This is a genomic window from Amycolatopsis sp. NBC_00348, assembly GCF_036114655.1.
Taxonomy (GTDB): Bacteria; Actinomycetota; Actinomycetes; order Mycobacteriales; family Pseudonocardiaceae; genus Amycolatopsis.
In genome coordinates this window covers 9,546,362-9,569,323 of the sequence record NZ_CP107994.1, presented here as the reverse complement: position 1 = coordinate 9,569,323, position 22,962 = coordinate 9,546,362, and the positions used below count along the sequence as shown (strand labels likewise).

General features: G+C 73.0%; 20 protein-coding genes. 9 read left to right on the top strand and 11 right to left on the bottom strand.

The window, feature by feature from the left end; all coding sequences use genetic code 11:
- Window positions 1-108: 108 nt before the first annotated feature.
- Window positions 109-1,254: an RDD family protein gene (locus OHS58_RS43215; protein ID WP_328646121.1), complete on the bottom strand. Its 1,146-nt coding sequence runs from the start codon at window positions 1,252-1,254 to the stop codon at window positions 109-111.
- Window positions 1,255-1,286: 32 nt separating this feature from the next.
- Between OHS58_RS43215 and OHS58_RS43210 the strand changes: the two genes are divergently transcribed.
- Complete coding sequence (locus OHS58_RS43210) at window positions 1,287-2,294, top strand: stage II sporulation protein M (RefSeq protein WP_326946365.1); 1,008 nt, start codon at window positions 1,287-1,289, stop codon at window positions 2,292-2,294.
- Here OHS58_RS43210 and OHS58_RS43205 read toward each other — a convergent pair.
- The 6 genes from OHS58_RS43205 to OHS58_RS43180 all read right to left on the bottom strand — a co-directional run bounded on the left by OHS58_RS43205 (window position 2,286) and on the right by OHS58_RS43180 (window position 8,439).
- Complete coding sequence (locus tag OHS58_RS43205) at window positions 2,286-3,065, bottom strand: RICIN domain-containing protein (RefSeq protein WP_328646120.1); 780 nt, start codon at window positions 3,063-3,065, stop codon at window positions 2,286-2,288. The two genes, OHS58_RS43210 and OHS58_RS43205, sit on opposite strands and share 9 nt — an antisense overlap.
- Window positions 3,066-3,158: 93 nt before the next feature.
- Complete coding sequence (locus OHS58_RS43200) at window positions 3,159-4,451, bottom strand: DUF58 domain-containing protein (protein ID WP_328646119.1); 1,293 nt, start codon at window positions 4,449-4,451, stop codon at window positions 3,159-3,161.
- 1 nt (window position 4,452) lies between these two features.
- Window positions 4,453-5,424, bottom strand: coding sequence for an AAA family ATPase (locus OHS58_RS43195; RefSeq protein WP_326946362.1), 972 nt, complete (start codon window positions 5,422-5,424; stop codon window positions 4,453-4,455).
- Window positions 5,421-6,560 (bottom strand): DUF4350 domain-containing protein, encoded by a 1,140-nt coding sequence (locus OHS58_RS43190; protein WP_328646118.1) that lies wholly within the window; start codon window positions 6,558-6,560, stop codon window positions 5,421-5,423. Before OHS58_RS43190 ends, OHS58_RS43195 begins: the two co-directional genes overlap by 4 nt.
- Window positions 6,557-7,183 carry a DUF4129 domain-containing protein gene (locus OHS58_RS43185; RefSeq protein ID WP_326955817.1) on the bottom strand — a complete coding sequence of 209 codons (627 nt, stop codon included), beginning with the start codon at window positions 7,181-7,183 and terminating at the stop codon, window positions 6,557-6,559. Before OHS58_RS43185 ends, OHS58_RS43190 begins: the two co-directional genes overlap by 4 nt.
- 77 nt (window positions 7,184-7,260) lie before the next feature.
- Window positions 7,261-8,439: a hypothetical protein gene (locus OHS58_RS43180; RefSeq protein WP_326946359.1), complete on the bottom strand. Its 1,179-nt coding sequence runs from the start codon at window positions 8,437-8,439 to the stop codon at window positions 7,261-7,263.
- A 194-nt stretch (window positions 8,440-8,633) separates the two neighbouring features.
- On the opposite strand from OHS58_RS43180, the gene OHS58_RS43175 reads away from it, so the two are divergent.
- Window positions 8,634-9,713 carry a neutral zinc metallopeptidase gene (locus OHS58_RS43175; protein ID WP_442875502.1) on the top strand — a complete coding sequence of 360 codons (1,080 nt, stop codon included), beginning with the start codon at window positions 8,634-8,636 and terminating at the stop codon, window positions 9,711-9,713.
- On the opposite strand, the gene OHS58_RS43170 is transcribed toward OHS58_RS43175, so the two are convergent.
- Complete coding sequence (locus OHS58_RS43170) at window positions 9,706-10,140, bottom strand: hypothetical protein (RefSeq protein ID WP_247063970.1); 435 nt, start codon at window positions 10,138-10,140, stop codon at window positions 9,706-9,708. The two genes, OHS58_RS43175 and OHS58_RS43170, sit on opposite strands and share 8 nt — an antisense overlap.
- Before the next feature lie 115 nt (window positions 10,141-10,255).
- Complete coding sequence (locus OHS58_RS43165) at window positions 10,256-11,335, bottom strand: potassium channel family protein (RefSeq protein ID WP_328646117.1); 1,080 nt, start codon at window positions 11,333-11,335, stop codon at window positions 10,256-10,258.
- Window positions 11,336-11,426: 91 nt separating this feature from the next.
- Between OHS58_RS43165 and OHS58_RS43160 the strand changes: the two genes are divergently transcribed.
- On the top strand, window positions 11,427-11,795 hold the full coding sequence (locus tag OHS58_RS43160; RefSeq protein WP_247061126.1) for a DoxX family protein: 369 nt from the start codon (window positions 11,427-11,429) through the stop codon (window positions 11,793-11,795).
- Window positions 11,796-11,952: 157 nt separating this feature from the next.
- Here the strand turns inward: OHS58_RS43160 and OHS58_RS43155 are convergent, their stop codons facing one another.
- Both OHS58_RS43155 and OHS58_RS43150 read right to left on the bottom strand, forming a co-directional pair.
- A complete protein-coding gene (locus OHS58_RS43155) occupies window positions 11,953-15,192 on the bottom strand; it encodes an ATP-dependent helicase (RefSeq protein WP_328646116.1) in 3,240 nt (1,079 codons plus the stop codon).
- A gap of 76 nt (window positions 15,193-15,268) precedes the next feature.
- The gene (locus tag OHS58_RS43150) at window positions 15,269-18,442 is read right to left on the bottom strand and encodes an ATP-dependent helicase (protein ID WP_326951773.1); all 3,174 of its coding nucleotides are present in this window, start codon (window positions 18,440-18,442) and stop codon (window positions 15,269-15,271) included.
- Between the two features lie 172 nt (window positions 18,443-18,614).
- On the opposite strand from OHS58_RS43150, the gene OHS58_RS43145 reads away from it, so the two are divergent.
- The 6 genes from OHS58_RS43145 to OHS58_RS43120 all read left to right on the top strand — a co-directional run bounded on the left by OHS58_RS43145 (window position 18,615) and on the right by OHS58_RS43120 (window position 22,834).
- Window positions 18,615-18,938 carry an MGMT family protein gene (locus OHS58_RS43145; protein ID WP_328646115.1) on the top strand — a complete coding sequence of 108 codons (324 nt, stop codon included), beginning with the start codon at window positions 18,615-18,617 and terminating at the stop codon, window positions 18,936-18,938.
- A gap of 28 nt (window positions 18,939-18,966) precedes the next feature.
- Window positions 18,967-19,818 (top strand): siderophore-interacting protein, encoded by an 852-nt coding sequence (locus tag OHS58_RS43140; RefSeq protein WP_328646114.1) that lies wholly within the window; start codon window positions 18,967-18,969, stop codon window positions 19,816-19,818.
- An 83-nt stretch (window positions 19,819-19,901) separates the two neighbouring features.
- Window positions 19,902-20,336 (top strand): SRPBCC domain-containing protein, encoded by a 435-nt coding sequence (locus tag OHS58_RS43135; RefSeq protein ID WP_326946355.1) that lies wholly within the window; start codon window positions 19,902-19,904, stop codon window positions 20,334-20,336.
- A complete protein-coding gene (locus OHS58_RS43130) occupies window positions 20,336-20,665 on the top strand; it encodes an ArsR/SmtB family transcription factor (RefSeq protein WP_247061119.1) in 330 nt (109 codons plus the stop codon). The genes OHS58_RS43135 and OHS58_RS43130 overlap by 1 nt, the downstream gene beginning before the upstream one ends.
- Window positions 20,666-20,747: 82 nt before the next feature.
- Window positions 20,748-22,037 carry an MFS transporter gene (locus OHS58_RS43125; protein ID WP_328646113.1) on the top strand — a complete coding sequence of 430 codons (1,290 nt, stop codon included), beginning with the start codon at window positions 20,748-20,750 and terminating at the stop codon, window positions 22,035-22,037.
- Window positions 22,037-22,834 (top strand): DUF899 family protein, encoded by a 798-nt coding sequence (locus tag OHS58_RS43120; RefSeq protein ID WP_328646112.1) that lies wholly within the window; start codon window positions 22,037-22,039, stop codon window positions 22,832-22,834. Before OHS58_RS43125 ends, OHS58_RS43120 begins: the two co-directional genes overlap by 1 nt.
- The last annotated feature ends 128 nt before the right edge of the window (window positions 22,835-22,962 follow it).

Below are 22,962 nucleotides of genomic sequence, written 5' to 3'. Positions count from 1 at the left end.
GCGGCCTCGGTGGTAGTCGCGGCTGGGGTGAAAGCCGTGAAGGCCTCCTTCACGGCTCTTATGGCCGGTAAGGAGGCCTTCACGGCTTTTCGGCCGTGGGGCTGGGTCTCAGCTCGGCGGGGTGAACGGGTTCTCGGCGGGCGCCGCCGGGGTTCCGCGCGGCGGGGTCGGCTCGGAGGAGCCCGAGTACTCGGCGGCCTGGGCCGGGAAGGGCTGCGACGGCGCCTGCCCGGGGTGAGGCTGCCCCGGCGCGTTCGCCGGGCGGCCCCAGGCGGTCTCGTGGAACTGCGCGGTGGCCGAGTAGCCCGCCTGCATGAACGCCGGCTGATCCGGCGCCGGGAAGGGCTGCGATTGCGCCTGCCCCGGATAGGCCTGGGCCGCGTTCGCCGGCGCCGGGTAACCCTGCGCCAGTCCCGCGGATGCCTGCGCCGGGTAGCCCTGACCCCGGGCCGCAAACGCTTGCGCCTGCTGGGCCTGGGCCGCCGCGTACGCCTGGAAAGCACGGGCGTGGTCGCGGTTGCGCCGTTCCGCCAGCACCGCCGCGAGGAACGCCCACGGCGGCACCCCGGGCGGCACCGGCGTGCCCAGCGCGTTGCCGACCTGCTGCGCGAGCCCCCAGCCGAGCGCGTGCGAGGCCTCCGGGCGGAGCTCGTTGAACCGGGCGAGGAACTGGCGGCTCGCCAGCGCGAGGCCGTCCGGCAGCCGGGTCAGGTCGAGCTGGGACGCCCAGCCCTCGAGGCCCGGCGGCATGCCGATCGCCGGGTAGCCGGCGCTCTCCGGCACGCGTTCGCGCACCACGAGCGTCCCGGCCAGGAAGTCGCCGACGCGGCGGCCGTCGGTCGAGCACAGCGACACGATCACCGCGACCGCGCCGAACAGCCCGAGCGTCCAGAAGTCCACGACGAACCCGGCGAGCCCGCGGGTCAGGGCGTGCCGGAAGCGGATCGGGCCGCCGTCGACGCGCACCACGCGCAGGCCCACCGCCATCTTGCCCAGCGAGCGGCCCCGCGAGAGCGTCTCGAACAGCACCGGGTAGCCGACCATCACCAGCACCAGGAACACGAGGAAGAGGGTCAGCGCGAGCGAGCCGTCGCCGGCCGGGACGGCCAGCGTCATCACGAAGACCGCGCCGAGCAGCAGCGCGAACTGCACAACGACGTCGAGCGCCATCGCCAGAGCGCGGCTGGCGAGCTTGGCCACGTGCAGGTCAAGGACGACGGCTTCGCCGGTGACCAGCTCGGATTCCTCGTGCACCGGGCCAGCGTATCGACGGATAGGGTGACCGGGTGGATGTGGACGTCTTCGTCGCGGCGCACTCGGCGGAGTGGCACCGGCTCGGCGAGCTCAGCCGCCGCGGCGGGAAGCTCACCGGCGCGGAGGCCGACGAGCTGGTGACGCTCTACCAGCGCACGGCGACGCACCTCTCGATCGTCCGCTCGGTGGCCCCCGACCCGGCGCTGCTCGGACGGCTGTCCGGGCTGGTCGCGCGCGGCCGCAGCGCGATCTCGGGGTCGCACAACCCGGCGTGGCGCGAGGTCGCGCTGTTCTTCACGCGCCGCTTCCCGGCCGCCGTCTACCTGTCACGGCGCTGGTGGATCCCGGCCGCGCTGGCGTCGATCGCGGTGATGGTGGTGATCGCGGTGTGGGTTTCGGGCGACCCGCACGTGCGCGCGTCGATCGCGACGCCGGACGAGCTGAACCAGCTGACCAAGCCGGGCGGCGAAGCCGAGACCTACTACTCGACCGGCCCGGCGACGTCGTTCGCCGCGCGCGTCTGGACGAACAACGCCTGGGTGGCGGCGACCTGCCTGTTCCTCGGCGTCGCGCTGGGCCTGCCGGTGATCGGCGCGCTCTGGATGAACGCGCTCAACGCCGGCGTGATCATCGGCGCGATGAGCGCCGCGGGCCGCGCCGACGTGATGATCGGCCTGCTGCTGCCCCACGGTCTCCTGGAGCTGACGGCGGTGTTCATCGCGGCGGGCGCCGGGTTGCGGCTCGGCTGGACGGTGATCGACCCCGGACGCCGGTCGCGCACCGCGGCGCTGGGCGAGCAGGGCCGGTCGGTCGTGGTGATGGCGCTCGGGCTGGCGTGCGTGCTGTTCGTGTCGGGCGTCATCGAGGCGTTCGTGACGCCGTCGGGCTGGCCGACGTGGGTCCGCGTCGGGATCGGCGTCGTGGTCGAGGTGGCGTTCCTGGTCTACGTCTTCACCCTCGGCCGCCGCGCGGCCCGCGAAGGCGAAGTCGGCGACCTCGAAGCGCGCGACATCGGCGACGCGCTGCCCGAGTCAGCATAGGCAGGAGCCTTCGAAGGCGATGGACGATCCGTCGTCCAGCCCGGCGGTTCCGACGAACCGGGCCTCGAACTCGCCTTGCTCGGTCAGCGTCAGTTTGGGGCTCGACGCCGAGCCGTCGGCGCCCGTCTTCGCCGTCGCCGTGTCGCTGCCGCCTTCGAAGACCAGGAGGTTCTTCGGACGGGCCGCGCGGACGTAGAAGCTGACCGGGACGTCCGGCGCCGGCTGGCCGTTCTCGCCGATCACCCGGACGACGAACGGCGAGCCCGGGTCCTTCGTCGCGAGGCGCTGGCCGTTGCCGGACAGGATGGCGAGGGTGCGCCCGCCCGCGGCCCAGGTGTTCGGGATTCCGGTCAGGGAGCAGACTTCCTGGTACAGCCGGGCGCCCGCGACGGCGCCTTCGGCGGTGAGGCAGCGCGCGGTGGCGACGTTCGTGATCTCGACGAGCCCCGGCAGCCCCGCGACGCGCCGCCAGGACTGGTGCTTGTCCTTGTCGTCACAGGCGGCGAGCGTCACCGCGACGCCGTCGACCGGGCTGGCCGCAGTGAGGCACTGTCCACTCGGGACACTCTTGAAGTGCTGGGACGTCTTGTCGTACGCCCACTTGGCGTTCGGGTCCTTGGCGTCGGCGAGCACGGGTTTGCCGCCGGCGGCCGCGAGCGAGAGCGCGCCCCCGCCGTCGGCCAGGTACACGGGCGCGCCGTCGTCGGCCGACGCGGGTACGGGGATCGACACGGCGACCAGGACCAGGCATCCCACGAAAAGCTTTCGCATCCTCCGGGCTTAACAGTCCGGCGAGCCGCGCACCACCGCAGCCACTCGTGAGTGGTAATGCGGGTTCTAACCCGCATTACCACTCACGACTCCCTAAAGCCGGCCCGCGGCCTTCAGTGCCAGGTACCGGTCCGCCAGGGCCGGCGGCAGCTCCTCCGGGACCGCGTCGACGACGCTGACCCCGTGGCGCGCCAAGCGTTCCGTCACGCGGCTGCGCTCCGCCATGGTCCGCGACGCCGCCGCCGCGTCGTACACGGCTTCCGCGTCACCGCGCCCCGCCAGCATCTCCGCGACCCGCGGGTCCGCGACCGACGCGATCACCAGCTCGTGCCGCGACGTCAGCGAGCTCAGCACCGGGAACAACCCCTCCTCCAGCGGCGCCGCGTCCAACCCCGTCAGCAGCACCACCAGCGCGCGACGCCGGGTGCGCCGCAGGATCTCGGCGACCATCCCGCGCGCGTCCGTCTCGATCAGCGACGGCTCCAGCGGCGCCATCGCGTTGACGAGCGACGTCAGCAACGCCGCACCCGAGGAACCCTGCACCGCCGCGCGCAGGCGGCGGTCGTAGGCCAGCAGGTCGACGCGGTCGCCGGCCTTCGCGGCGAGCACCGCCAGCAGCAGCGCCGCGTCCATCGCCGCGTCCAGGCGCGGGGCGTCGCCGACCCGGCCCGCCGAGACGCGGCCGGTGTCCAGCACCAGCACCACGTGCCGGTCGCGTTCCGGACGCCACGTCCGGACCATCACGTCCGCCGCGCGCGCCGTCGCCCGCCAGTCGATCGAGCGGACGTCGTCGCCGATCACGTACTCGCGCAGCGAGTCGAACTCCGTGCCCTGGCCGCGGATCAGCACCGCGTTGCGGCCGTCGAGCTGCTGCAGCCGCGCGAGCCGCGACGGCAGGTGCTTGCGGCTGTGGAACGGCGGCAGCACGCGGACCGTCCACGGCACCACGTGCGAACCCTGCCGCGCCGCCAGCCCCAGCGGGCCGACCGAGCGGACCGTCACGCGCGCCGCCGGCCGGTCACCGCGCCGCGACGGCCGCAGAGAAGTCACCAAAGCGCGTCGCTCCCCCGCCGGTACGCGCAGGACGTGCCGGTCGGCGGCACCCGCCGAAGGCGGCCACGCGTCGCGCAGCTGCCCGCGGACCGCGCGGCCACCGGGGTTCGCCACGACCAGCGTCACCTCGCACGGCTCCCCGAGCCGCACCGACGTGTCGCCGGAGCGCGCGAACGTCAGCGGCCGGACGCTCCCGGCCAGCACGAGATCCACCACGACGAGCACCAGCAGCACCCCGCCGACGGCCAGCAGGCCGGCCCGCGACGGCAGGAGCAGCCCGACGACCAGCGCGCCGAAGAGCGCCAGCAGCCCGAGCCTTCCGGTGACGGCCATGTCAGCGCGGCACGGGCACGGACGCGAGCACCCGGTCCAGCACGCCGTCCGCGGTGACGCCTTCGAGCTCGGCCTCGGGCCGGACGTCCAGGCGGTGCCGCAGCGCGGGCCGGGCCAGCGCCTTGACGTCGTCCGGGGTCGCGTAGTCGCGCCCGGCGAGCCACGCCCAGGCGCGCGTCACCGCGAGCAGCGCCGTCGCGCCACGCGGCGAGACGCCGATCCGCACCGACGGCAGCTGCCGCGTCGCCCGGCAGAGGTCGACGACGTAGCCGATCACCTCGGGGCCGATGGTGACTTTCGAAACCGCTTCGCGGGCGGTGGCGAGTTCCGCCGCCCCCGCGACCGGCTTGAGGCCTGCCGCCGCGAGGTTGCGCGGGTCGAAGCCCTGCGCGTGCCGCCAGAGGATGCCGATCTCGTCCTCGCGCGACGGCGTCGGCATGGTCAGCTTCAGCAGGAACCGGTCCAGCTGCGCCTCCGGCAGCGGGTACGTGCCCTCGTACTCCACCGGGTTCTGGGTGGCGATCACGATGAACGGGTCGGGCAGCGGCCGCGACTCGCCGTCGAGGGAGACCTGCCGCTCCTCCATCGCCTCCAGCAGCGACGACTGCGTCTTCGGCGGCGTCCGGTTGATCTCGTCGGCGAGCAGCAGGTTCGTGAACACCGGGCCCTCGCGGAAGGAGAACTCGCCGCTGTGCGCGTCGTAGACGATCGAGCCGGTGACGTCGCCGGGCATCAGGTCCGGCGTGAACTGCACCCGCTTGGTCTCCAGGTCCAGCGCCGCCGCGAGCGCCCGCACCAGCAGCGTCTTCGCGACGCCGGGGACGCCTTCGAGCAGCACGTGCCCCCGGCAGAGCAGGGCCAGGATCAGCCCGGTGACGGCGGCGTCGTTGCCGACGACGGCCTTCGCGACCTCCGCGCGCAGCGCGATCAGCGCGTCGCGGGCCCCGGTCGTCCCTTCGGTACCGCTGCTCAAGTTCGCTCCACCTCTCGTTCCACCCTGTCCAGTTCGCCGGCCAGCCGCACCAGCGCGGGATCGCCGGTCACCGGCGGCCCGTACAGCACGGCGCCGACGTCGTTCGCGGGCCGGCCGGCCCGCTCGCTCACCGACGTCACCAGCGCCGCCGCGTCGGCGTCGCGGGGCAGGCCCAGCGTGGTCCGCAGCCTGGACCGCGCCGCCTCGCGCAGGGTCTCGCCGGCGTGGTCCGCCGCTTTCGCGCGCCGGTACAGCCGGGCGCGGCCCTCCGCCGTTTCGGCCGCGCGGACGACGACCGGCAGCGGCTCGGTGACGACCGGGCCGAGCCGCCGGGCCCGCCACAGCGCCAGCAGCGCGACCGCGATGCCCACCTGGGCGGCGCCGAAGTACCAGCCGTCCGGGATCAGCTCGAAGATCGACTTCCGCGAGTCGTCCAGCGCCGGGTCAGTCGCCGACGGCAGGTACCAGACCAGCTTCGGGTGCTGTCCGAGCAGGCGCAGGCTCAGCGCCGCGTTGCCCTCGTCGGCGAGCCGGCCGTTGGTCAGCGGCGCCGACGTGCCGAGCAACGTCGTCGTGCCGCCGGCGTCGGCGAGCTGCAGCAGCGTGCCGCCGCCGTCCTCGCCGGGGTAGCACGAGCGCGCACCCGGTGCGGCGTAACCGATCCCGCCGAGCGTGGCGTCGCCGGCCGCGACCGCGGCGGCGACCGTGCACTGCGGGCTGAGCGTGCCGACGTCGTTCTGGCCGACCGGCCGGACCAGCGGCAGGGAGTCCTTGAGCGTCGGCGCTCCCGGCGTCACGAGGACGACGTCGGCGGCGCGCCGCCGGGCCGCGTCGAAGCGCTTCGCCGGCACCAGGTCCGGCTGGGTGACCAGCAACGTCGTGTTCTCGCCGAGCGCGTCGTCCGCCTCGTCGATCGTGTGCGCGATCCGGACGTCGACGCCTTGATCGGCCAGCAGCTTCGCGAGCGCGTGCGCGCCGCCGGGTTCGTAGGAACCGGGCTCGAGCGCGCCGTGCGTCTGCTCGCCGCGGCCGAGCAGCAGCAGGGCGCCGGCGGCTACCACCAGCGCGAGCAGGGCGAGCGGAATCCGGGAGCCGCGCCAGATCCGGCGCGCGTCCGGCGAAACGGAGGTGCTCACGAGGCCGCCATCACCACCGGTCGTTCCCGGCGGCAGCGCTCGTCCAGCTCGGTCAGCGTGCGGTACGCGGTTTCGGTGCCTTCGCGGCCGCCGTAGTGGACGTCGTCGAACAGCCGCGCGCCGTGCCGCAGCTCGGTCGCGACGTTCGGCAGCAGCACCCCGGCCTCCGCGGCGGCTTCGTCGGCCGTCCGGCCGGAGCGGGCGTCCAGCAGCGCGCGTTCCTCCAGGGCCCGTACGAGGGCCCGGAAGCGGTCGCGGACGGCGTCGTCGTAGCGACCGGCGGCCGCGGCCTCGGCGGCGGAGCGGCGGTAGTCGTCGGCGCTCTGCCGCTTCCCGTCGAAGACCAGCCGGTCCGCCCGGGCCGCGCGGGCGATCTTGCCGGTGCGCAACCGGATCACGACGACGAGCACGATCAGCAGCACGAGGATCAGGACCAGGCCGAAGATCCCGCCCGGGACGACCGAAGACAGGCCGTTCAGCAGCTTCTCCAGCTGCTCGCCGAGCCACTGCGCGACCTGCTGCAGCACACTCGGGCGCGCCTGCTGGTACTTCGGGTCGCTCAGCTCCTCCTGCGCGGCGCGGCGCGCGGTGTCCCGGTCGATGTCGACCGGGACGTCGGTCACCCAGCGCTGTTGGGGGGTCCAGGGGGGCTTGTCCCCCGGCTGGGGTCTGGGGCTCGGCCCCAGAAACCACAGCGACGTCACCATGCCTGCGGCGGCGTCACCCCGGCGGCGCGGGCCAGCTCGATGTCCATGCCCTCGCGGCGCATCCGCTGGTCCAGGTAGATGATCACGGTGACCAGCGCGACGAACGGCGTCGCGATGGTGCCGGAGATGACCTGGCCGACCGACGCCAGCAGCAGGTCGCCGGTGCTCGGCACGACCGCCGCGGCCGACGGGTTCAGCACCTGCTGGAAGACGCCGGTGCCGAGGGTGAACGGCAGCTGGATGATGTTGTTGAACAGGTACTCGATGATCCAGGCCAGCGCCAGGATGCCGAGCACGCGCCAGAACGAGCCCCTGACGAGCTTGACCGAGCGGGAGAACGCCTGCTTGAACGTGCCGCGTTCCAGGATCAGCGCCGCGCTGGCCAGCGCCCAGAACACGTAGGCGAGCACGCCGGGGACGATGCAGAGCATCAGGCCGATCGTCGTGACCACCGAATAGACGAGCCCGATGCCCAGCAGCGGCAGCAGCCGGGGCTGAACCTCGGCCCACGCGATCGAGAAGGTCACTTCGCGCCCGAGTGCGGCGCGGCCCATGACGGCGGCGAGGAACCCGTTGAGCAGCGTCGTCAGCAGGGTCGTGAGCGCCGCCGTCGGCAGGAGCACCAGGAACACGTCGCCGAACACGCCGAACACGGCGTCCCGCGCCTCCGCCTCGGTCGCGCCCGGGCCGAGCGCGGCGACCGAGGTCAGCTCGTCCAGGTCCGCGAAGAGGAACTTCTGCACGAGGAAGGTGATCGCGGCCGAGATCACCGCCAGCACCGCGCCGACGCCCAGGATGAGCAGCGGGTGCCGGCGGATCGCGGTGATCGAGCCGTCGAGGATGTCGCCGATGTTGAGCGGGCGCAGCGCGATCACGCCGGGCTTGCCCAGCCCGTGCGGGCTGAAGGCCCGCTGCTGCGGGAACTGCGGGTACTGCGGCGGCGGTCCGCCGTAGGGCATCTGCGGCGGGGTCTGCGGCTGCCACCCGGGCGGCGGCTGCGCACCGCGCGGGTCCGGGGCCTGCCAGCCGGTCGGCGGCGTCGGCGGTGACTGATCGTGACTTTCCGGTGGCTTCGCCTCACCCGATCCAGGAGCGTGAGCCCGGGGCAAGCCCTGGCTCGGTGTCGGCGTGTCGGCGCCCTCTTCGCCGGACGCGCCACCGGTCTCTGTCATCGAAGCCCCTCGCCTGCGGTACCTGCTTGCGGACACTCTCTCAGAGCGGGTTGCACCCGGCCAGACCTGGGGTGACGTCGGTGCGCCGCGACCCTGCGCACACGGACGGGTGCGGGAGGCACCGTTCCCCCGGTAGGCTGAACGCCGGGATCGGGTACCCCCGGTCCGTACCGAGACCCTTCGGGACTGCCTAGATGACGCAACCGCCCCACGGCCAGGTACCGCCCAGCGGTTCCGTCCAGCCGCCGCCGGTGCCGGATGCGCAACCGGCTCCCGCGTGGCTGGGTCACCCGCACACCGTGCCCGCCGCGCCGCGACGTCGTTCGCCGGCCGCCGTGATCGGGGTGTGCCTCGGCGCCGTGGCCGTGCTGGTGCTCGGGCTGGTCGCCATCGTGGCGCTCAACCGCCAGGACACGCCGCTCGCGAACCCGGCCTACCGCGACACGCCGTCGTCCCAGGACGTTCCCTCGCAGCTGCCCGGGGGCGCGGGTGCCCCGGCGTCGGCGTCGCCCGGCCCGTCGACCGAGCTGTCCACGCCGAGCGCGACCGGCCCGCAGAAGGTCCTCAAGCTGGCCGACCACCCGATCCTGCAGGACCCGAACGCCGGGCTGCAGAACCGCGTCTGCACGCTGCCGGCCTGGCAGAGCACCCAGGCGGGCGCGGAAGCGTTCTTCACCGCCGCCAGCAAGTGCCTGGACGCGGCGTGGGGCCCGTTCCTCACCGCCTACGGCCTGCCGTTCACGCCGCCGGCGCTGCACTTCCCGACCGGCGCGAGCTTCGAGACCGAGTGCGGCACCATCCAGGTCGGCATCGCGACCGCCGCGTACTACTGCGAGAACAACCTGTACGTGCCCTTCCGCGGGCTGCAGACCGACCAGTACGGCAACAACCCCGGCGTCTACCTGGCCCTGTTCGCCCACGAGTACGGCCACCACGTCCAGGAGGTCGCCGGGCTGATGGACGCGGCCTGGCAGAAGATCTACGAGGCCGGCCAGAACAGCCCCGCCGGGCTCGAGATGTCGCGGCGCAAGGAACTGCAGGCCCAGTGCTTCTCCGGGATGTTCCTCGGCGCGCACGTCGACCAGGGCGGCACGATCAACCGCGACATGTACAACAAGGCCTGGAACGACCAGGAGACCCGCGGCGACAACACCTCCCGCAGCCACGACCACGGCACCAACGCGCACTACGCGTCGTGGTGGCGGGCGGGCGCGACGAGCAACCGGATCTCCGACTGCAACACCTTCGCGGCACCGTCGTCCGAAGTCAGCTGACCTTCGCGGGTTTGGCGGCCTTCGGTTTCGGCGGCAGCCGCAGCCAGGTGTAGACGAAGATCCCGCCCGAGAAGCACGCGAACACCAGCAGCGCGAGCCCGAGCGGGCGCCGCGCGTCCGACGCGCCGGCCGACGTGTCCGCCACCTGAACGGCGACCGTGCCCTGGTCCGGGAGCTCGTCCGGGACGCCGACGTCGACGCGCTCGTTCTGGCCGTGGCCGCAGCCGTTGAGCGTGCCCTCGTGGGTCTTGCCGGCGACGGTGAACCGGACGGTCTCGACGGGGTCCAGGCGGTCGCACGGTGCGGGCTTGGTGACCTCGGCCGACACCGGTGCGCCGAGGTCGTCGTTGCTGATCCCGAGCAGCCCGGGCCCGGCCAGCCAGGCCAGCAGGACGACGAGCACGCCGGCCGCGGCGGGGATCGCCACCGAGGGCCACTTCAGGGCGAGGGGTCGCGGGGGCACCCGGTCATGGTTCCAGATCCCGCGGGCAAAACCCAGGCGGCACGGTCTCGGCTCCGCAGGTCGGCCGGGCGAACCGGACCTACCGCTCGATCTTCTCCGTCTGCGTCACCTTCTTGACGTAGAGCAGCTTGTCGCCGGGCTCGATGGCGTCGGCCTGCGGGGCGTCGACGCGGTAGAGGACGCCGTCGCGGACCAGGCCCAGGACGAGGTCCGACAGGTGCCGCGGCGACCCGCCCTCCTCCGAAGGCTCGACCGCGCGTTCGGCGATGGCCAGCCCGGACTCCGGGGTGAGCAGGTCCTCCATGATGTCCACGACCAGCGGCGTCGACGTCGCCATGCCGAGCAGCCGCCCGGCCGTCTCGCTGGAGACGACGACCTGGTCGGCGCCGGACTGCTTCAGCAGGTGGACGTTCTCCGCCTCCCGCACCGACGCCACGATGTGCGCCTTCGGGGCGAGCTCGCGGGCGGTGAGCGTGACGAGCACCGCCGTGTCGTCGCGGTTCGGGGCGACGACGACCGCGCGCGCGTGCTGCACGGCGGCGACGCGCAGGACGTCGGACCGGGTGGCCGAGCCGTGCACGGCGACCAGGCCGAGCGCGCTCGCGGCGTCGAGGGCCTGCTGGTCGGTGTCGACGACGACGACCTGGCCCGGGGCGACGCTCTCGTCGCCGAGCAGCGCGTTGACGGCGGACCGGCCCTTGGTGCCGAACCCGACGACGACCGTGTGGTCGCGCACCTTCGTCCTCCACTTCTGGATCTTGAACGCCTGCCGGGAGCGCTCGGTGAGCACTTCCAGGGTGGTCCCGACCAGGACGATGAGGAAGAGCACCCGCAACGGGGTGATCACCAGCACGTTCACCAGGCGGGCGGACGACGTGGCGGGCGCGATGTCGCCGTAGCCGGTGGTCGAGAGCGAGACGGTCGCGTAGTAGAGGCTGTCCAGCAGGGACAGGCCGTCACCGTTGGCGTCGCGGTACCCGTCGCGGTCGACGTAGACGATGATCACCGTCAGCAGCAGCGCCAGGGTCGCGCCGATGACCCGCTTCATGATGGAGCGAAGGGGGCTGACCGTCAGCTCGGGCATCCGCAGGACGCCGACGAGCTCGTGGTCGGGCCGATCGGTGAGACTGCCGAGCGGCAGCCGCCTCAGGGCCCTCATGCACTGGCTCCCGCAGGCAGGTGTCGAGCGTCACTCACGCCCGGAGGATAGCCGAACCGGACGGCGGCCCGCCGCGTGGAACGATGAGACGATGGCTACTTCACAACGGCCCGCGCACGTCATGGCAGGTGCGCTGGGTTTCATGGGCGCTCTGCACTTCGCGGTCCCGAAGCCGTTCGACGGCCTGATCCCCCGTTCGCTCCCGGGCTCACGCCGGGCGTGGACGTACGGCTCGGGCGTCGCCGAGCTGGCCGTAGCGGCCGCGGTGGCGGTCCCGCGCACCCGCCGCCTGGGCGCCCTGGCGGCGGCCCTGCTGTTCCTGGGCGTCTTCCCGGGCAACGTGAAGATGGCGGTCGACGCGCGCCGGGCCCCGCTGCCGCAGCGCGCGATCGCGTGGGGCCGGCTCCCGCTGCAGTGGCCGCTGATCGCCTGGGCCCTGAAGGTCCGCGACGCCGCGTGATCAGGAAGCCGACACGCGTGATTTGAACGCCAACTCACGTGATTGAAGGGTCGACACGACATCCGGCCCCGGCTTCGCCGTGTCGACTCTCCAATCACGCGTGTCGACTCTCCAGACACGCGTGTCGACTCTCCAGACACGCGTGTCGACTCTTCGATCACGACTCGGGGAGGTTGCGGAGCAGGCTTCGGATGCCTTCGGCGTCCAGGAGGTCGGCCGGGCGGATCGTGTGGTTGGCGCGGACGTAGTGGAACGCCGCGCGGACCTGCTCCACCGGGACGTTCTTCAGCGCCGCCCAGGCCATCCGGTACGCCGCCAGCTGGACCGACAGCACCACCTGCCGGGACTTCGGCGGGACCGAGCCCGTCTTCCAGTCGACCACTTCCCAATAGCCGTCGGGATTCCAGAAGACGGCGTCCATCCGGCCGCGCAGGGTGATGCCCTCGACGTCGGCCGAGAACGTGATCTCGACGGCGTGCGGGACGCGCGCGGCCCACTCGCTCTTGTCGAACTGCGTCTGCAGCTCTTCGAGGCCGGGGTCCGGGATCTCGGCGAAGTCGGCGGCGCCCGGGAGGTCGTCGATCTCGATGAGCTGGTCGCCGCCGAAACGGCGCTCCAGCCAGCTGTGGAACTCCGTGCCGCGGCGGGCGAAACTGTTGGGCGCCATCGGCAACGGCCGTCGCAGGTCCGTCGCGAGCTGCGCGGAGTCCTCGGCCAGCGCGACCAGCTGGCTCACCGAAAGCCGGGACGGCAACGGGACCCGCTTGATCTGGTCGTCCTTGCGCGCCCACTCCTCCAGCAGGACGTCGGTGTCGGTGAGCCAGCCGTCGGGATCGTCCTCTTCGGACGCTTCTTCCTCCGAAGACGCCGACAGCGCCCCGAAAACCAGGTCGACTCCACCTTGGACGCCGGTGCGGCGGTCGGCCAGCGGGTCGATCGGCCAGCGGGCCTTCCGCGAGTCCGAGACGAGCGGGTTCTCGTCGTCCGGCCCGGGCTCCGGCGCCCAGTCGCCGAGCTGCCCGACGCCGGATTCCCGGATGACGCCGGCGATCTCCGTCAGGAACTCGGACGGCCCCTTCGCCCGGCTGCTGCTCTCGTTCCACCAGTGCCCCGACACGATCAGCGCGTGCTCCGACCGCGTCAGCGCGACGTAGCAGAGCCGCCGTTCCTCCGACTGCTCCCGCTCGACGAACCCCGCCTCGTGCAGCTCCAGTCCTTCTTGGACTTCCTTGCGGTCGTAGCCGTCGGCGATCCGCAGCTCGGGCAGGTCCTGGGCGTCGCCACGCAGCGCCGCGGGCAGCGACGTCGCCGTCCGCAGCCACGACGACGACCGCCGCCGACCCGGGAAGACGTCCTGCACCAGGTGCGGCACGGCGACGACCTCCCACTCGAGGCCCTTCGCCGAGTGCACGGTGAGCACCTGCACCCGGTCCGGCACCACCTCGACCTCACCCGGGGTGAGCCCGTCTTCGGCGTGCGCCGCGGTGTTCAGATAGTCCACAAAGGACAACAGGGTCGCCGTCGGCGCCGTCTCGGCGTAGTCGGTGACGACTTCGGCGAACGCGTCCAGGTGTGCCCGCCCCGCCGATCCCGGACGCGCCAGCGACTCCACGTCCAGCAGCAGCGTGCGTTCGACGTCGGCGACGAGCTCCGGCAGCGACTGGTCCAGCCGCCGCCGCAACGCGGCCAGCTCCCAGCCGACGCGCCGGATCCGCTTGTAGCCCTCTTCCGAATACCGTTCCGGCGAGCCGGGTTCGTCGATCGCGTCGATCAGCCCGGCCTGCTCGACGCGCTCCACGACCAGCTCGGGGCCGTCCGACTTCTCGGGACTCGACAGCTCCCCCGCGCGCCGCCACAACGCGGCGACGTCGGCGGCCGCGAGCCGCCAGCGCGCGCCGGTCAGCAGCCGCGCCGCCGCACTGCCGGAGAGCGGGTCGGCGAGCACGCGCAACGTCGAGACGAGGTCCGCGACCTCGGGTTCGTCCAGCAGCCCGCCGAGGCCGACGACCTCGACCGGCAGCCCGCGCGCCCGCAGCTCGGCGGCGATCGGGGCCATGTCGGCCCGACGGCGCACCAGCACGGCCGCGGTCGGCGGCTTGCCGGTCTGCTCCTGCACGGCGTACCAGCGCCGGGCCAGCGCGTCGGCCACCCACTCGCGCTCGGCGCGGACGTCCGGCAGCAGCGCGCACGCGATGTCCGCGGGCCCGGCGCCCTCGCGCGCCCGCAGCCGTTCGACGCCGAGGCCGCGCGCCCGCAGCGGTTCGGCGATCGCGTTGGCGAGGTCGAGGATCTCCGGCGGGTTGCGGAAACTGGTCAGCAGCCCGAAATCACGGGCCGGCATCAAGCGCTCGCCGTCGAAGCGCGGGAAGTCCGTGGTGAAGCGGGGCAGGTTGGCCGCGCTGGCGCCGCGCCAGCCGTAGATCGCCTGGGCCGGGTCGCCGACGGCGGTGACGGGCATCGGCGGGTTCTCGACGCCGCCGAACAGCGCCCGCAGCAGCACGCGCTGGGCGTGCCCGGTGTCCTGGTACTCGTCGAGCAGCACCGAGCCGAACCGCTCCCGCTCGCCGCGCACGACCGACGGGTACTCGCTCGCCAGCTGCGCGGCCAGCGACATCTGGTCGGCGAAGTCCAGCGCGCCTTCGTTGCGCTTGCGCCGGTGGTAGGCCTCGACGAGCGGCAGCAGCGCGAGCCGGAAGTGCTGCGCCGCCATGATTTCGGTGAGCTTCTGCGGCAACGCGGCCCGCTGCCCCTTGGCACGCGGGGCGTTCTCGATGACCTGGCACATCCACGACGTGTAGTCGGCCAGTTCCTCTGTGGACACCAGGTGCTCGCCGAGTTCGCCGGCCAGGGCCAGGACGTCCGCGGTGACCGTCGGCGGGACGCGGTCGGTGTCCAGCTCGTTGTCCCAAGTGGACACCACGCGGTGCGCGAGCTGCCACGACGACGTCTCCGACAGCAGCCGGACGCCGGGCTGCACCGGCAGCCGGAGCCCGTGTTCGGACAGCAGCCGGCCGGCGTAGGCGTGGTAGGTGAGCACGGTCGGTTCGCCGGCGACCACAGTGGACCGCAGCCCGCCGGACGGGTCGAGCCGGTCCAGCAGCCCGGATCCGGCCAGCCGTCGCAGGCGCGCGCGGACGCGTTCGCCGAGCTGGCGCGCGGCTTTGCGGGTGAAGGTGAGGCCGAGGACGCGGTCCGGGCTGACGATCCCGTTGGCCACCAGCCAGACCACGCGCGCGGCCATGGTCTCGGTCTTGCCCGCACCGGCGCCGGCGACCACAAGGGACGGTTCGACGGGGGCGGCGATGACGACGGCTTGTTCCGGGGTCGGCCGGTGCAGGCCGAGCGCGTCGGCGAGTTCGGCGGGCTCGACCGGGTTCGCGATGAGCAGTGGGCTCATGTGGTCACCTTGCGAGCTCGTGAGTGGTAATGAGGGTTAGAACCCTCATTACCACTCACGACCACCACACGCGAGGTCATGGGCCCGGTACCTGCCTGCCCTCGGGGCGCAGCGGGCAGCAGCCGCGCGCGGGGCAGCGGTCGCAGTCCACGTTCTCCTGCGCCTGGTAGTCCGGCCCCGCCGCCGACGCCGCCGCGCCGCGGACCAGGTCCAGCCACTGCTTGCCGCCCACCTCGTCCATCGGCGGCTGCGACCGCTCGGTGGCGCCGGTCTTGTTGTTGGCCTTGGCGACGTACACCAGCCGCGCGCCGCCGGCTTCCGTGCGGCCCTCGATCGCACCCAGCAACACCGCCAGCTGGTACGCGGCCAGCTGCGGGTGCTCCTCCGCGTCCTTGCCCGACACCGGGACCTTGCCCGTCTTGATGTCGACGATCACCGGCCGCCCGTCGGCGTCCAGCTCCACCCGGTCGACGCGGCCGCGCAGCAGCACCCGGACCTCGTCGGCGCCCCCGGCCGGCAGCTCGACCTCGATGTCCTGCTCGACGCCGGCTTCCTTCAGCTCCGCCCGGCTGCGCTCCAGCCAGGTGACGAAGTTCTGCAGCATCCCCTCGACCCGCCGGCGCTCCCGCTTCGAGAACCACGGCGCGCCCGCGTCGACGCGCACCCACGCGTCGTCCAGCGCGGCCTGCAGCTCGGCGTCGGTGCTCCCGGACGCGACGGCCTGCGCGAGCCCGTGCACCAGCGTCCCGGTGACGGCGGCCAGCTGCGCCGGGTCACTCCCGCCGTGCCGCTCGATCATCCACCGCAGCGGGCACTTCGTCAGGATCTCCACTGTGGACGGTGAGATCCGGATCAGGTCGCCCGGCGGGTGCACCGGTTCGTCGGTGGACGCCGGGAGCAGGCCGTACCAGGTGCTCGGGTGCGCGCCGGGGACCTTGGCGTCGGCCAGCCGCGCGAGCTGCTTGGCCGCGCGGCGCCGGCGTGCCGGGTCGGCCTTGTCGTCGCAGACGACCTCGCGCAGGTCCCCCACCAGCTCGGCGAGCACCAGCGACCGGCCCGGCGGCTTCATCCGCGAGTCGAGACCGCCGTCGTCGGCGCCGTTCTCCTCGAGGTCGTCGAGGAAGCGCGACGGCTGTTCGTCCTCGCCGGACACCGCCGTGACCAGCAGCGTCTCCTTCGCGCGGCTCATCGCGAGGTAGAACAGCCGCCGTTCCTCGGCCAGGATCGGCGCGGTCTGGGAGACGGCGTCATCGTCCACTCCGGACATCAGGTCCTTGAGCCGTTCCACGCCCAGCACGGATCCACGCAGCCGCAGGTCCGGCCAGGCGCCTTCCTGGACCCCGGCGACGGCGACGACCGTCCATTCGCGACCGGCGGCGGAGTGCGCGGTGAGCAGCGAGACGCCGTCGGCCGGGACGGCGGCCGGCGCAAGCGTGTCGCCCGCGATCTGTTGCGCACCAAGGTAATCCGCGAAGGACGCGACGCTGGAGCGGGGCAGCCGGTCGACGTACCGGCCGGCCGCGTCGAACAGCGCGACGACGGCGTCGAGGTCCCGGTCGGCCTGCGCGCCCAGCGAACCACCACGCTCGGTCTGCTTCAGCAGCTTCTCCTGCAGGCCGCTTTCGTTCCACAGCTCCCACAGCACCTGCTCGACGCCGTCCCCGCGGGCGACGGCCTGGTGCGTGACGCGCAGCAGGCCGCCGACGCGCCGCACCGGCTCGGCCTCGGCGTCACCCAGCCCGATGAGGATGTCCCCGCCGCGCAACGCTTCCACGAGCAGGTCGTCACTCGAACGCTGCCCGCCGCCGGCCAGCTCCAGCCGGCGCAGACCGCGCCGGAGCCGCCGCAACGCCAGGGGATCCGCGCCGCCGAGTGACGACGACAGCAGCATCTCGGCGAGGTCGATGTCGAGCAGGTCCGGCGACGGCGCGAGTTTCAACACGGCCAGCAGCGGCCGCACCGCGGGCTGGCGCGCCAGCGGCAGTTCCTCGGTGGCCGACCCGATCGGGACGCCGGCCGCGCGCAAAGCGCGTTGCAGCACCAGGAAGGTCCGCGCCGGCGACCGGACGAGCACCGCGATCTCCGACCACGGCACGCCGTCGACGAGGTGCGCGCGCCGGAGCTGGTCGGCGATCCAGCTCGCCTCGGCGGCGGGCGTCGGCATCACGCGCACGCGGACGTTGCCGCCGGTGGCCCCGGCGGGCGGGACGATCTTGCGGTGCTGGGACAACCCGGGCAGCGTCGCGCCGATCTTCGCGACCGCCAGCCGCACCGCCGGGGCGAGCCGGTGCGACGTCGTCAGCGTGATCGTGCGGCTGCCGTCCGGGTCGGCGTCGGCGAACAGGCTCGCGTCGGCGCCGCGGAAGGAATAGACGTTCTGGTCGGGGTCGCCGGCGACGACGAACTCGGCCGCGGTGTGCCCGATCATCCGGACCAGGCTGGTCTGCAGCGGGTCGAGGTGGTGGGCGTCGTCGACGAACAGGTGCCGCACGCGCGTGCGCTCCCGTTCGCGCAGCTCGTCGTCGTCCTCCAGCGCGAGCAGCGCGGAGGTGACCAGCTCGGCGGCGTCGAGGGCGGGCGCGCTCGCGACGCCCAGCGCGTTGCCGCCGGCTCCCTGCAGCTGCGTGACCTCTTCGTACTGAGCCCAGAAGAGCCCGGCGGCGAGCCACTCCTCGCGCCCGCGGCGGCGGCCCAGCTCGGCGAGGTCCGCCGGGCCGAGCCCGCGCTCGGCCGCACGCATCAGCAGGTCGCGCACCTCCTCGGCGAACCCGGGCACGATGAGGGCCGGGCGCAGCTGCTCCGGCCAGTTCTCGGCGCCCTCGTCGAGGTCGCCGGCGAGCAGCTCGCGGACGACGACGTCCTGTTCGGCGCCGGCGAGCAGCCGTGGCGCCGGGAGCTCCGCGCCCATCGCTTCCAGCCGCAGCAGCGAATACGCGTACGAGTGGACGGTCCGGACGAGCGGCTCGCGGACGGTACGGGGCAGCGGCCGCGCCAGGTCCGGGTCGGCGGTGAGGCTGCGGGTGATGTCGGCCCGCAGCGCGTCCGCGGCCTTGCGCGAGGTGGTCAGCACCAGCACGCTCTCCGGGTCGGCGCCCTCGGCGATGCGGCGGGTCGCGGCCGACGCCAGCAGCGTCGTCTTCCCGGTGCCGGGCCCGCCGAGCACCCGCAGGAAACCCCCGGGTGCGGACAGTACGCGCCGAGCGCCGGAATCCCAGGTGAACGTGGGCGCCTCGGCGATCGGCGGGCGCACCAGCCGCGCGTTCACCGGTCCCGTTCGCCTGCCGTTCACCCCGCGATGGAACCACGTCCGGAGTAACGGGCGTCGCACCGGCACACCTAAGCGCGGGCGTGTCCGGTGAAGGTCACCGCCCGTGCGACGGGCGGCATCGGAAAGTGTCGTACCCGTGCGGCAGAGTGGGGGCATGGACGACGTTCTGCACGAGCGGGTGCGGGAGATCATCGAGTCGGTGCCGGCCGGCACGGTCGCGACGTACGGCGACATCGCGGCGCTCTCCGGCGCGCCCTCACCGCGGATGGTCGGCGCGATCCTCGCCGAGGACGGGCACGACCTGCCGTGGCACCGGATCCTGCGCGCCAACGGCACCCCGGCGCCGCACCTGGTCCACGACCAGCTCGAACGACTGCGCGCGGAAGGCGTACTGGCCGACGGCCAGCGCGTCGACCTGCGGAAATACCGTTGGCAACCGGAAGGTGCCGCGAATTCCGAGCCGGGAGGGCTGTTCTGACGCCTATGAATTAGGTTAGCCTCGCCTAATGACGACGCAGGTGGAGCGACCGGCACTGACGTACCACCGGGCCCGCGTGAGGATGGTCCGGCCGATCACGCCGCACACGGTGCGCGTGACGTTCGAGGCGGCGACCTTCGCCGAGGTGCCCGCCGGGGCGCCGGACCAGTACGTCAAGGTCTTCTTCCCGCTCCCCGGCCAGGAGACGCCGAACCTGCCGGACACCGGCTCCGACGTCCTGTCGTGGTACCGCACGTACCTCGCGATGCCGGACGGCGTCCGGCCGCCGATGCGGACGTACACGGTGCGCGCGCACCGGCCGCGCTTCGCGGAGATCGACGTCGACTTCGTGCTGCACGGCGACACCGGCCCGGCCTCGGCGTGGGCGTCCCGCGTGACACCGGGCGACCGCGTCGCGTTCCTGGGTCCACACGGCCTCTACGACGTCCCGGCCGGCACCGATTGGCAGCTGCTGACCGGCGACGAGACGGCGTTGCCCGCGATCGGCGCGATCATCGAGCAGCTCCCGGCCGGCGCGCGGCTTTCGGCGTACATCGAGGTCTCCGGGCGCGACGAGCGTCAGACGTTCGAGACACGCGGAGCGGTCGAAGTCCACTGGCTGGTGCGCGGCGCGCGGCCGCACGGCGAGGCGCTGCTGGAGGCGGTCCGCGCGGCGACCTTCCCCAGCGGGACGCCGTATGCGTGGGTGTCGGGCGAAGCGGGCGCGGTGAAGCTCGTGCGCCGGCTCCTCGTGCGAGAGCGCGACGTCGACAAGCGGCGGATCTGCTTCACGGGCTACTGGCGGCTCGGGATGAGCGAAGAAGCCGCGAGCCGCGAGTCGTTCCGCGCGGTCGAAGCGGGCGAACTCCCCGAGGACTGACGCCGTAAGTGCAACCCTGGGGTTGCACCGCACTCCGCCATGTGCAACTGTGGCATTGCACATGAGACGACGAAGGAGTGCGCATGAGCACCGACAGCATCGAACGCGAGATCGTGATCGCCGCGAAGCCGGCCAAGGTCTGGCCGCTGGTGGCCGAGCCCGGTTTCTGGGCGACCGACGACGAAACCATCCAGGGCACCATGGCCGAAGAAGGCCAGACCCTGGTCGTCACGCACTCGGAGCACGGCGAGTTCCCGCTGCGCGTCGAGAAAGTCGACCCGCCGCACTACCTCGCCTACCGCTGGGTCAGCGCGTTCCCCGGCGAGGAGCTGCGTGAGGACAACTCGACGCTCGTCGAGTTCACCCTGACCCCCGAGGGCGACGGCACCCGCCTGCGCGTCGTCGAGAGCGGCTTCGCCACCCTGCCGACGTCCGACGAGAACCGCCGCAACGTCGTCAAGGACCACACCGGCGGTTGGGAGCAGTGCTTCACCACCCTCGCCGCACGCGCCGAATAATGGCTCACGACGTCGTCGACGGCGTCCTGGCCGCACTGGCCGATCCGACCCGTCGTCAGCTGCTGGACCTGCTCGCCGCCCACGGCCAGGCCACCGCGACGACCCTCGCCGGCGGCCTCCCCGTGTCGCGCCAGGCGATCGTCAAGCACCTCACCGTCCTCGACTCGGCCGGGCTGGTCGGCAGCGTGAAGATCGGCCGCGAGGTCCGCTACGCCGTGCGTTCCGAAGCCCTGGACGCGACGGCCCGCTGGATGACCTCGCTCGCCGCCGACTGGGATCGCCGGCTGGCCAAGATCAAACGCCTCGCGGAGGCCGCCGAGCAGGACTGACTTCCCCTCAAGGAGAACCCCCGTGTCCGTCGTTGCGCTACCCCCTGCCCGTTTCACGCCGAGACAGCGTGCCGTCCTGGCCGTGCTGCTCGGTGCCGGTTTCCTCCTGTCGATCGACTTCTCGATCCTGAACGTCGCGTTGCCGCAGGTCGGCGCGGGTGTCGGGCTGGACCTGACGTCGTTGCCGTGGGTCAGCACGGCGTTCGTCCTGCCCGCCGCGGGCTTCACCCTGGTCTGCGGCCGCCTCGGGGACCTGTTCGGCCGCCGGCGGCTGTTCCGGTCCGGCATGGCCCTGCTGGCCGCGGCGTCGCTGCTGGGCGGCCTCGCCACGACGCCGGAGCTGCTGCTGACGGCCCGCGCGTTGCAGGGCTTCGCCACCGCGATGACGTTGCCCTCGGCGTTGTCGCTGCTGACCACGACGTTCGCCGAAGGCCGGGCGCGGGACCGCGTCCTCGGCCTCAACGGCGCCCTGCTCTCCGGCGGCTTCACCGTCGGCGCGCTGGTCGGCGGCGCTCTCGTCGGCCTGCTGAGCTGGCGCGCGGCGTTCTTCATGAACGTCCCGGTGGCCGTCGCCATCCTGATCGCGACGCCGTTCCTCGTCCCCGAATCGACCATGCCCGGGCGCACCCGGCCGGACCTGCCCGGCGCGTTGACCGTCAGCGGCGGCCTGCTGGCGCTGGTCTACGCCGTGATCGACAAGAGCGTGCTCGCCGCGGTCGCCGGCGTGGTGCTGCTGACCGCGTTCTGGCTGATCGAACAGCGCTCGCCCGCGCCGCTCGTGCCGCCGCGGATCCTCGCCCGGCGCACGGTCAAGTGGGGCAACTTCGCCGGGCTCGTGCTGTTCGCGATGGAACCCGCGGTGATCTTCCTGACGACCCTCTACCTGCAGCGGATCCTGGGGCTTTCGCCGTGGGCGACCGGCCTGGTCTTCGGCGTGCCGGGCCTGGCGTCGGTGGCCGCGGGCGTGCTCGCCGGGCGCGCGATCGGCCGCTTCGGCAGCCGCGTCCTGCTGGCCGCCGGGCTGACCGTCGAGGCGCTGGCGACGGTGCCGCTGCTGTTCCTCGGCCCCGGCCGCGGCGCCCTGCTGATCCTGCTGCCGGCCCTGTTCGCCGGGTTCTTCGGCCACGTCGCCGCGATCGTGGCGTACACCGTGACCGCGACGTCCGGGCTGCCCGACGAGGAGCAGGGCCTGGCCACCGGGCTGACGTCGATGACGCAGCAGGTCGGCATCACCGTCGGCATCCCGGTCCTCAGCGCCGTCGCCGCGACGCAGACCGCCGAGCTGACCGGCATCCACCTCGCGCTGGGCGTGGCGGTGGTCGTCACCCTGGCGAGCGTCGTCCTGCTCACCGCCAAGCTGAAGGAGTCCTGATGACCATCGTCGACCGCGAGACGTTCCAGGCCGAGCTGGATGTCTTGCGCACCAGGGAAAAGGCCCACACCCACGAAGGCGACGCGATCGCCGCGGCCCGCCGCCGGCTGCCGATGGTCGAGGTGGACGCCACCCTCGAACTGCTCGGCCCGGCCGGGCCGGTCACGCTGCTGGACGCGTTCGAAGGACGCCGTCAGCTGATCGCCTACTACTTCATGTGGAACCCCGGCCGGCCCGCGGCGGAGCAGTGCGAGGGCTGCACGTTCTACACCAACCAGGTCGCGGAACTGGCCAACCTGCACTCCCGCGACATCACGTACGCGGTGTTCTCCCAGGGCCGCAACGTTTCCACCGGCCCGGCCGACGCCGGGACGTCGTACGCCGAAAGCCTGCGCTACCGCGGCTTCATGGACTGGCACATGCCCTGGTACTCGGCACAGCCGTCGCTCGACACGCTGCTGGCCGGGCGCGAGGCCGGCCTGTTCCACCTGGTCTGCTACCTGCGCGACGGCGACCGCGTCTTCGAGACGTACTGGACAAAACGCCGCGGGGTGGAAGCGATGGACTACAGCTACGCGCTGATGGACTTGACGATCCACGGCCGCCGGGAGTCCTGGGAGGACTCACCGGACGGCTGGCCACAGGACCGCACGAACGTCCGGACCGACACCGGCGCACCCACGTGGACACCGGGGCCGGGCCGGCCCATCGCCCAGTGGCCACGGCTCGCGGCCGGCCGCTCCGACGACCTCGGCGTCACAACGGCGCCGGACCAGCCGCCCCACCAATGCCACTGAGGACAGCGCTTTGCCCGTCGCCGCCAACCAAAACTCCCCCGCCACACCCAGGGGGGCGTGCCCTGCTCCAGTCTATCGGCCCACCCCACCCCGGATGGGTGACGCAGCGAATCTGTGGATGGCCGGGC

Coding starts and splice junctions, on each gene's coding strand:
- OHS58_RS43200 (WP_328646119.1), bottom strand. CDS start 4,451: ATGGCCGTCACCGGAAGGCTCGGGCTGCTGGCGCTCTTCGGCGCGCTG.
- OHS58_RS43130 (WP_247061119.1), top strand. CDS start 20,336: ATGGCTCACGACGTCGTCGACGGCGTCCTGGCCGCACTGGCCGATCCG.
- OHS58_RS43140 (WP_328646114.1), top strand. CDS start 18,967: ATGACGACGCAGGTGGAGCGACCGGCACTGACGTACCACCGGGCCCGC.
- OHS58_RS43165 (WP_328646117.1), bottom strand. CDS start 11,335: ATGAGGGCCCTGAGGCGGCTGCCGCTCGGCAGTCTCACCGATCGGCCC.
- OHS58_RS43120 (WP_328646112.1), top strand. CDS start 22,037: ATGACCATCGTCGACCGCGAGACGTTCCAGGCCGAGCTGGATGTCTTG.
- OHS58_RS43145 (WP_328646115.1), top strand. CDS start 18,615: ATGGACGACGTTCTGCACGAGCGGGTGCGGGAGATCATCGAGTCGGTG.
- OHS58_RS43180 (WP_326946359.1), bottom strand. CDS start 8,439: ATGACAGAGACCGGTGGCGCGTCCGGCGAAGAGGGCGCCGACACGCCG.
- OHS58_RS43160 (WP_247061126.1), top strand. CDS start 11,427: ATGGCTACTTCACAACGGCCCGCGCACGTCATGGCAGGTGCGCTGGGT.
- OHS58_RS43205 (WP_328646120.1), bottom strand. CDS start 3,065: ATGCGAAAGCTTTTCGTGGGATGCCTGGTCCTGGTCGCCGTGTCGATC.
- OHS58_RS43175 (WP_442875502.1), top strand. CDS start 8,634: ATGACGCAACCGCCCCACGGCCAGGTACCGCCCAGCGGTTCCGTCCAG.
- OHS58_RS43135 (WP_326946355.1), top strand. CDS start 19,902: ATGAGCACCGACAGCATCGAACGCGAGATCGTGATCGCCGCGAAGCCG.
- OHS58_RS43155 (WP_328646116.1), bottom strand. CDS start 15,192: ATGAGCCCACTGCTCATCGCGAACCCGGTCGAGCCCGCCGAACTCGCC.